Below are 6797 nucleotides of genomic sequence, written 5' to 3'. Positions count from 1 at the left end.
ACGACGGCCCCGGATCGCGAGCCGGGGCCGTCGTCGTTTCCCGTGTCCTTCTGGGAGGCAGGTCGTCAGACGGTCACGCCATGCGATCGGAGATAGGCGACGGGGTCGATGTCCGAGCCGTACTCCGCAGACGTGCGGGCCTCGAAGTGGAGGTGCGCCCCGGTGACGTTGCCGGTGGCGCCTGAGAGGGCTATCGGCAGGCCCGGCGTGACCCGCTGCCCCACGAAGACTCTGATGGACGACAGATGGCCGTACTGCGTGTAGGTGCCGTCGTTCATCCTGATGACGATCTGGTTGCCGTACGCGCCGCCCCACCCGGTCTCGACGACCGTGCCGGAGCCGACCGCGTGCACCGGCGTGCCGCTGGCGGCGTGGAAGTCGATGCCGGTGTGCGAACCGGTGGACCACAGGGAGCCGCCGGTCCTGTAGCCGGTGGAGACATAGGAGTGGAAGATCGGCGCCACGAACGCGTTCAGGCGCCGGCGCTCGGCCTCGCGGGCGGCACGCTCCTTGGCCTCCCGCTCCTGAGCAGCCTTCTCCGCGGCCCGCTTGCGGGCGGCCTCCTCGGCCTTCTTCTGCTCGGCGGCCTGCATCTGGGCGGCGGCCTGGGCGTCGATCTTCGCGGCGACCTCGTCGCCGAGGCTGACGGCCCGGATCAGTCCGGTCTGCTGGCCAGGGGTGCCGGCGGCGAACGCCGGGGCCGCCAGTGCACCGATGACGCCGGTGGTGGTGAGCGCGGTGACGCCCACGGCGTTCGTGGTCGTGCGCTTCACACGGCTCGGACGACGGTGCTTCCCGGTGGCGCAGGTGAACGCCATGAAGTGGCTGGTCCTTTCCTTCCCTCTCGCCTACCGGGTTAGCTGACGGGTTCGGAGCAGGAAGGTCTCCTACGGGCTTCACGCCCGATTCACCCCAGGGATTGAACTCCTCCGGCCGCGAAGACGGCGACAGGAGGGCGGGTCCCCGGCTCCCCTGGCTCGCGCCGTACGGGGACTCGGCGATGGCTGTCCGGTGCCGCGGGTGCGGCGCACTGCCTGACGGACAGCCCGGTCGACGCTAAGGAGGGCCCTGTTGAATCGGCAAACCGATCAGAGGGTTTGTAGCGCATCCCACAGGGCAGAGCGGCAGTCTCTGTGGCAATACGGACAGAGCCCAAAAGGCAGGGCCCTGGTGACCGAAATCACCAGGGCCCTCACCGAAGCGCTCGGCCCACGTGCGGACTTCAACGGCTTCCGGCACGCACAGAGTGTGGTCCCGGGCGCGGGCCTCCGTCTACTCGGCTGCCACCACGCTCACTTCGCCGATGCCGAGCGCCGTCACGGGCTCCTTGATCTGCGCGGCGTCGCCCACCAGGACGGTCACCAGACGGTCCGCGGGGAACGCGTTCACGACGGCGGCCGTGGCCTCCACCGTGCCCGTGGCGGCGAGCGCCTGATACAGCGTCGCCTGGTAGTCGTCCGGAAGGTGCTGCTCGACCTGGTCGGCGAGCGAGCTGGCGACGGCCGCCGCGGTCTCGAACTTGAGCGGTGCCACGCCCACCAGGTTCTGCACGGCGACATCGCGCTCGGCGTCGGTCAGACCCTCGGCGGCGAGCGTACGCAGCACCTTCCAGAGATCGTTAAGCGCCGGCCCCGTGTTCGGCGTGTCGACGGAGCCGCTGATGGCGAGCATCGCGGCGCCTGTGCCGTCGGGCGCGGATCGCAGCACCTGCCCGAACGCGCGCACGCCGTAGGTGTAGCCCTTCTCCTCGCGCAGGACCCGGTCCAGGCGGGAGGTGAGGGTGCCCCCGAGGCAGTACGTGCCGAGCACCTGGGCGGGCCACACACGGTCGTGGCGGTCGGCGCCGATACGGCCGATCAGCAGCTGCGTCTGAACGGCGCCGGGCCGGTCCACGATGATCACGCGGCCGGTGTCGTCGGCGGTCACCGGGGGCACGGGGCGCGGTGTGGCGTGCGCGCCCGTCCAGGCGCCGAGCGTCTCGCCGAGGAGCGCGTCGAGGTCGATCCCGGTCAGGTCGCCGACCACGACGGCGGTGGCCGTCGCCGGGCGCACATGGCGCTCGTAGAAGGCGCGGACCGCGGTGGAGTCGATGTTCTCGACCGTCTCCTCGGTACCCTGGCGCGGGCGCGACATGCGCGAGGACGCCGGGAACAGCTCCTTGGAGAGCTCCTTGGCACCGCGGCGGGCCGGGTTGGCCATCTCGTGCGGGATCTCGTCGAGGCGGTTGCGCACCAGGCGCTCCACCTCGCTGTCCGCGAACGCCGGTGACCTCAGGGCGTCGCCGAGCAGCCCGAGCGCCTTGGACAGACGGGAGACCGGCACCTCGAGGGAGAGTCGGACGCCGGGGTGGTCGGCGTGCGAGTCGAGGGTGGCGCCGCAGCGCTCCAGCTCGGCGGCGAACTCCTCGGCGGAGTGCTTGTCGGTGCCCTCGGAGAAGGCGCGCGCCATGATCGTGGCGACGCCGTCGAGGCCGGCCGGCTCGGCGTCCAGAGGCGCGTCGAGGAGCACTTCGACGGCGACCACCTGCTGGCCGGGACGGTGGCAGCGCAGCACGGTCAGGCCGTTGTCGAGCGTCCCGCGCTCGGGTGCCGGGAACGCCCAGGGCTTGGCCTCGCCGGGCCGGGGCTGGGGATGGAACTCCATGGTCGCGAGCTCGGTCACTTCGCCGACTCCTCGTTCTCTTCGGTGGTCTCGGCGGCTTCCGGGGCCTCGGCCGGCTCGTACACGAGCACCGCGCGGTTGTCGGGGCGCAGACGGGCCTTGGCGACCTCCTGCACCTCCTGGGGCGTGACCTCGAGCACGCGCCGGACGGCGGTCAGGGCGAGCTGCGGGTCGCCGAACAGCACGGCGAACCGGCACAGTTCGTCGGCGCGGCCGGCGACCGTGCCGAGCCGGTCCAGCCACTCGCGCTCCAACTGGGCCTGCGCCCGCTCCATTTCCTCGGCGGTGGGGCCCTCCTCAGCGAACCGGGCGAGCTCCTCGTCGATGGCCGCCTCGATGACCGGCACCTCGACGTCACCCGAGGTCTTCACATCCAGCCAGCCCATGGAAGGCGCTCCGGCCAGCCGCAGCAGGCCGAACCCGGCGGCGACGGCGGTGCGGTCGCGCCGCACCAGCCGGTTGTAGAGGCGGGAGGACTCGCCGCCGCCGAGAACGGTGAGGGCCAGGTCGGCCGCGTCGCACGCACGCGCGCCGTCCTGCGGCAGCCGGTAGGCGGCCATCAGGGCGCGCGCCGGAACCTCCTCCTCGACGACCTCGCGCAGCTCCCGGCCGATGATCTCGGGCAGCGAGCCGTCGCGCGGTTCGGGCTTGCCTTCGTGGGACGCAATGGACCCGAAATACTTCTCGATCCAGGCGAGCGTCTGCTTGGGGTCGATGTCGCCGACGACCGAGAGGACCGCATTGTTGGGCGCGTAGTACGTGCGGAAGAACGCGCGTGCGTCCTCCAGCGTCGCCGCGTCCAGGTCCGCCATCGACCCGATCGGCGTGTGGTGGTAGGGGTGGCCCTCCGGATAGGCGAGCGCGGTCAGCCGCTCGAAGGCCGTGCCGTAGGGGACGTTGTCGTAGCGCTGGCGGCGCTCGTTCTTCACGACGTCCCGCTGGTTCTCCATGGACTCGTCGTCGAGCGCGGCGAGCAGCGAGCCCATGCGGTCGGCCTCCAGCCAGAGGGCGAGCTCCAGCTGATGGGTCGGCATGGTCTCGAAGTAGTTCGTGCGCTCGAAGCTGGTGGTGCCGTTCAGCGAGCCGCCGGCGCCCTGCACCAGTTCGAAGTGGCCGTTGCCCTTGACCTGGGCGGAGCCCTGGAACATCAGGTGCTCGAAGAGGTGGGCGAGACCGGTGCGGCCCGCGACCTCGTGGCGCGAGCCGACGTCGTACCAGAGGCACACCGCCGCGACCGGGGTCAGGTGGTCCTCGGAGAGCACCACGCGCAGTCCGTTGGCCAGGTGGTGCTCGGTTGCTGTCAGGCCCCCGGAGCCTGCCTCGGCTGTGGCCGTGTGACCCATGGGCATGTACGTCCCTTCGCTCGCGGAAGCATTCGCGGAAACCGCGGTTTCCTGCTGTGCTGTCACTGTATGCAAGCGGGCGCGCAAGTGGACAAGTTCCCGGGCGGCGTACGCCGAGAGCGAGACCGCGATTACGGGGGGTGGAGGACGGAACGCGCGGTTGACACGGTCGGCGCGGCTGCGCGCGGAGCCCCTCGACGGTGTCGCCGGGCCCTCCTCGCCCCCGCCGAGGGCCTTGGGGACGGGTACTGGTCGGCATTGTCACCGCGGCAGTCCACAATGGTCCGCGTCAGATACGTCCATGCCCAGCACAGACTGTGAAGGAGCCGGCAGCAATGGCCCGCCGCAGCACGAAGACCCCGCCGCCCGACGACTCGTACGAGGAGAAGATCCTCGACATCGACGTCGTCGACGAAATGCAGGGCTCCTTCCTGGAGTACGCGTACTCGGTCATCTACTCCCGGGCCCTGCCGGACGCGCGCGACGGCCTCAAGCCGGTGCACCGCCGGATCGTCTACCAGATGAACGAGATGGGCGTACGCCCCGACCGCGGCTATGTGAAGTGCGCCCGTGTCGTCGGTGAGGTCATGGGTAAGTTGCACCCGCACGGTGACGCGTCGATCTACGACGCCCTGGTGCGCATGGCCCAGCCCTTCTCGATGCGCGTGCCCCTGGTCGACGGTCACGGCAACTTCGGCTCGCTCGGGAACGACGACCCGCCGGCCGCCATGCGGTACACCGAGTGCCGTATGGCCGAGGCGACGGGCCTGATGACCGAGTCGATCGACGAGGACACGGTCGACTTCGTCCCCAACTACGACGGCCAGGAGCGGGAGCCCGAGGCCCTGCCGGCCGCCTTCCCGAACCTCCTGGTGAACGGCGCGTCGGGCATCGCGGTCGGCATGGCCACGAACATGCCGCCGCACAACCTCGGCGAGGTCATCGCGGCCGCCCGCCACCTGATCCGCCACCCGAACGCGGATCTGGACACCCTGATGAGGCACGTCCCGGGACCCGACCTGCCCACCGGCGGCCGGATCGTCGGCCTCTCGGGCATCCGGGACGCCTACGAGACGGGCCGCGGCACGTTCAAGATCCGCGCCACGGTGTCGGTGGAGACCGTGACGGCGCGCCGCAAGGGCCTGGTCGTCACCGAGCTGCCCTTCACGGTCGGCCCGGAGAAGGTGATCGCCAAGATCAAGGACCTGGTCGGCTCGAAGAGGGTCCAGGGCATCGCCGACGTCAAGGACCTCACGGACCGTGAGCACGGCCTGCGCCTGGTGATCGAGATCAAGAACGGCTTCGTGCCGGAGGCGATCCTGGAGCAGCTCTACAAGCTGACGCCGATGGAGGAGTCCTTCGGTATCAACAACGTCGCGCTGGTCGACGGCCAGCCGCTCACCCTGGGCCTCAAGGAGCTGCTCGAGGTCTACCTCGACCATCGCTTCGACGTCGTCCGGCGGCGCTCGGAGTTCCGCCGCAGCAAGAGGCGTGACCGGCTCCACCTGGTCGAGGGCCTGCTCACGGCGTTGGTGGACATCGACGAGGTCATCCGCCTCATCCGCTCCAGCGAGAACTCGGCGCAGGCCAAGGAGCGCCTGATGCGGCGCTTCTCACTGAGCGAGGTCCAGACGCAGTACATCCTCGACACCCCGCTGCGCCGCCTCACCAAGTACGACCGCATCGAGCTGGAGGCGGAGAAGGACCGGCTCAACGCCGAGATCGCGGAGCTGACCCGGATCCTGGAGTCGGACGCGGAGCTGCGCAAGCTCGTCTCCGCCGAACTGGCCGCGGTCGCCAAGAAGTTCGGCACCGAGCGGCGCACGGTGCTGCTGGAGTCCTCCGGCGCCCCGGCGCCGACGGTCCCGCTCCAGGTCGAGGACGCCCCGTGCCGGGTGCTGATGTCGTCGACGGGCCTGCTGGCCCGCACGGCGAACGGCGACCCGTTCGCGGAGGACACCGAGGACAGGCGCGCGAAGCACGACGTGATCGTCTCCGCGGTCCCGGCGACGGCCCGCGGTGAGGTGGGCGTCGTGACGTCCGGCGGACGGCTGCTGCGGCTGAACGTGATCGACCTGCCGCAGCTGCCGGAGACCGCCGCGCGGCCGAGCCTGTCCGGGGGCGCTCCGGTCTCGGAGTTCGTCTCCCTGGAGGCGGACGAGACGGTCGTCTGCCTGACGACACTGGACGAGTCCTCCCAGGGCCTTGCGATCGGCACGGAACAGGGCGTCGTCAAGCGTGTGGTCCCCGACTACCCGGCCAACAAGGAGGAGTTGGAGGTCATCACGCTCAAGGAGGGCGATCGCATCGTCGGCGCGGTCGAACTGCGCACGGGCGAGGAGGACCTGGTCTTCATCACGGACGACGCCCAGTTGCTGCGCTATCCCGCGTCCCAGGTGCGCCCCCAGGGCCGGCCGGCGGGCGGCATGGCGGGCATCAAGCTGGCGGACGGCGCCAAGGTGATCTCCTTCACGGCGGTGGACCCGGCGGTGGACGCGGTCGTCTTCACGGTCGCCGGCTCGCGCGGCACGCTGGACGACTCGGTCCAGACCACCGCCAAGATGACGGCGTTCGACCAGTACCCGCGCAAGGGCCGCGCCACGGGCGGCGTGCGCTGCCAGCGGTTCCTGAAGGGCGAGGACTGCCTGTCCTTCGCCTGGGCCGGCCCGACACCGGCCCGGGCCGCGCAGAAGAACGGCACACCGGCCGAGCTGCCCGAACTGGACCCGCGACGCGACGGCTCGGGCGTGTCCCTGGCGAAGACGATCGCGGTGGTGGCGGGACCGATGTGAT

At 70.8% G+C, this 6797-nt stretch carries 4 protein-coding genes and 1 riboswitch; of the genes, 1 reads left to right on the top strand and 3 read right to left on the bottom strand.

Annotated features, from left to right (window positions below):
- Positions 1-65 precede the first annotated feature (65 nt).
- The 3 genes from VXC91_RS18275 to VXC91_RS18265 all read right to left on the bottom strand — a co-directional run bounded on the left by VXC91_RS18275 (position 66) and on the right by VXC91_RS18265 (position 4010).
- Positions 66-818, bottom strand: coding sequence for a M23 family metallopeptidase (locus VXC91_RS18275; RefSeq protein ID WP_329508330.1), 753 nt, complete (start codon positions 816-818; stop codon positions 66-68).
- Positions 819-830: 12 nt separating this feature from the next.
- Positions 831-1010, bottom strand: a riboswitch (cyclic di-AMP (ydaO/yuaA leader).
- Positions 1011-1272: 262 nt separating this feature from the next.
- Positions 1273-2661: a M16 family metallopeptidase gene (locus tag VXC91_RS18270; RefSeq protein WP_329508329.1), complete on the bottom strand. Its 1389-nt coding sequence runs from the start codon at positions 2659-2661 to the stop codon at positions 1273-1275.
- A complete protein-coding gene (locus VXC91_RS18265; RefSeq protein WP_329508328.1) occupies positions 2658-4010 on the bottom strand; it encodes a M16 family metallopeptidase in 1353 nt (450 codons plus the stop codon). The genes VXC91_RS18270 and VXC91_RS18265 overlap by 4 nt, the downstream gene beginning before the upstream one ends.
- A 329-nt stretch (positions 4011-4339) precedes the next feature.
- Here VXC91_RS18265 and VXC91_RS18260 point away from each other — a divergent pair, with 329 nt between their 5' ends.
- Positions 4340-6796, top strand: a complete 2457-nt coding sequence (locus VXC91_RS18260) for a DNA gyrase/topoisomerase IV subunit A (protein ID WP_329508327.1) — start codon at positions 4340-4342, stop codon at positions 6794-6796.
- The last annotated feature ends 1 nt before the right edge of the window (position 6797 follow it).

The sequence above is a fragment of the Streptomyces chiangmaiensis genome, from assembly GCF_036281785.1.
In the GTDB taxonomy this organism is placed as follows: domain Bacteria; phylum Actinomycetota; class Actinomycetes; order Streptomycetales; family Streptomycetaceae; genus Streptomyces; species Streptomyces chiangmaiensis.
The sequence above is the reverse complement of the archived record's forward strand: the minus strand, read 5'-3'. Positions and strand labels throughout refer to the sequence as shown.